Here is a 2,009-nt window from a genome sequence, read left to right as displayed (position 1 = left end):
CTGGCGGGCAGCGGTGATGAACTTGACCCGCTGACGCAAAAAGCCTTTTTGGAAATGAGTTCGCAGACGCAGCGTATGCAAAGCCTGATCGAGGATTTGTTGGTGCTGTCGCGTATTGAAGCGAGCTCTGAGCGGATTTATGAAAACACCGTGGATATGCCCGCAATGCTGCGCCAGATTAAACTGGAAGCCGATGCACTCAACAAAGACAAAGGCCACACCATTACCTTTCATCTTGATGAAGGGGTTAAAATTTACGGCATTGAAACGGAATTGCGCAGTGCCTGTTCCAACCTCATTTTTAATGCCATTAACTATACGCCGCCGGGTGGCCATATAGATGTGTATTGGTCGGTGACCAAAGAAGGTGTTAAGTTCGCGGTTAAAGACGATGGTGATGGCATTGAACAACGCCACTTGTCGCGCTTGACCGAGCGTTTTTACCGGGTCGACAAAGCGCGCTCCAGAAAGACGGGGGGGTCAGGACTGGGTTTGTCGATTGTGAAACACGTACTGAATCACCATAATTCGCAGCTTCAGATCACCAGTGTGGTGGGCGAGGGTAGTGTGTTTTTCTTTAATTTCGACGCCGAAATGATTGCCAGTCAGGATCCTGTTCTATGATGCGTATAGTGGTACTAACCCTGTTGTGTTGTTGGTCTGCACTGGTTGCCGCTGACGCACCTGAATACGAGCGTAAACCCGGCGTGGCCGGCAAGATTACGTCTGTGGGTTCCGACACCCTGGCGAATCTGATGACCCTTTGGTCGCAGGAATTTAAACACTTATACCCGGACGTAAAATTTCAAATTCAGGCATCTGGTTCATCAACAGCGCCGCCTGCGCTAACAGAAGGTACCGCCACAATCGGGCCGATGAGTCGCGAGTTGAAGCCCAGTGAAATTCAGGCATTTATAAGAGCGCACGGCTACCCGCCAACCGTCATTCCGGTCGCGTTGGATGCGATTGCGATTTTTGTTGAGCGGAAAAATCCGCTGCAAGGCCTGACTCTTTCTGAGGTCGATGCCATCTTTTCCGCAACACGGTTTTGTGGTGGTGAGGCAGCAATATCTCACTGGTCTCAGTTAGGTGTTGATAATTATGGTGAGGGCGCGCCTATCCGCTTATTTAGCCGAAACTCAGTATCGGGTACATATGGCTTGTTTAAGATTATGGCGTTATGCGACGGCGACTTTACAAAATCGGTGAATGAGCAGCCGGGCTCTGCCTCAGTGGTATTATCCGTGGCGTCCAGCAAGGGCGGCATGGGATATGCTGCGTATGGGTATAAAACTGCCGGTGTTAAAGCGTTGCCATTAGGGCATAACGAAGATAGCTTGGTGCCGCTGACCAGCGAAACCGTACAAAATGAAACTTACCCTTTCAGCCGGTATTTGTATCTGGTGGTCAATAAAGCCCCCGGCGAGCCACTGCCCAAACTGGAGAGAGAATTTTTACGTTACGTGCTGTCAAAGCGCGGTCAGCAGCAGGTGGCGCGAGATGGCTACTTTCCCATTCGTGAAGATATGCTGAACCGCCAGATGCGAGTTGTTCGTGGAGAGGAGACCTATTGATGCAGGCGCAGTGGAAGCAGTGGGTACTAACCAACCTGTTACGCAATGTACCGGTAACACAGCTTTATTCCACCTTGCTGGGCGAAGGATTTGCCCACGCTGAAATTGTCGCGCTGCTGGGAAATAATTTGCCTCCCGCGCAGCAACAGTCGCTGGCCCGGCAATACGCAGCGCGCTATCCCCAGCCGACATTTTTAGCAAAGGGGCACCTCGACAACGTTCAGTCTGACAATTTACAGATAATAGAATCCGAGCAGGCACAGCTGTATGTGGTGAAGGACTTTCTGGCGTCGTCGACCTGTGAAAACATTGTGGCGCTGAGTAAACAGAATCTCAGGCCATCCACTATCACCACAGCCAGCACTGAGGCAGATACCGCTTTCAGAACCTCGAGCACCTGTGACTTGGTTAGCCTCGACAGTGAGATCGCCCATC

At 51.3% G+C, this 2,009-nt stretch carries 2 protein-coding genes and 1 pseudogene; all 3 read left to right on the top strand.

The features are described 5' to 3' along the window. On the top strand, positions 1–624 hold a 624-nt coding region (locus AC4MRN_RS20630; RefSeq protein WP_491204390.1), incomplete at its 5' end, for an ATP-binding protein. Then, entirely contained in the window at positions 624–1,574 is a 951-nt protein-coding gene (locus AC4MRN_RS20625) for a phosphate ABC transporter substrate-binding protein (protein ID WP_491204391.1), read from the top strand. The genes AC4MRN_RS20630 and AC4MRN_RS20625, both read left to right, overlap by 1 nt. Further along, a pseudogene (locus AC4MRN_RS20620) lies at positions 1,574–2,009 on the top strand (hypothetical protein); the annotation flags it as partial. The gene AC4MRN_RS20625 and the pseudogene AC4MRN_RS20620, both read left to right, overlap by 1 nt.

The sequence above is a fragment of the Marisediminitalea sp. genome, from assembly GCF_984433645.1.
The sequence above is the reverse complement of the archived record's forward strand: the minus strand, read 5'-3'. Positions and strand labels throughout refer to the sequence as shown.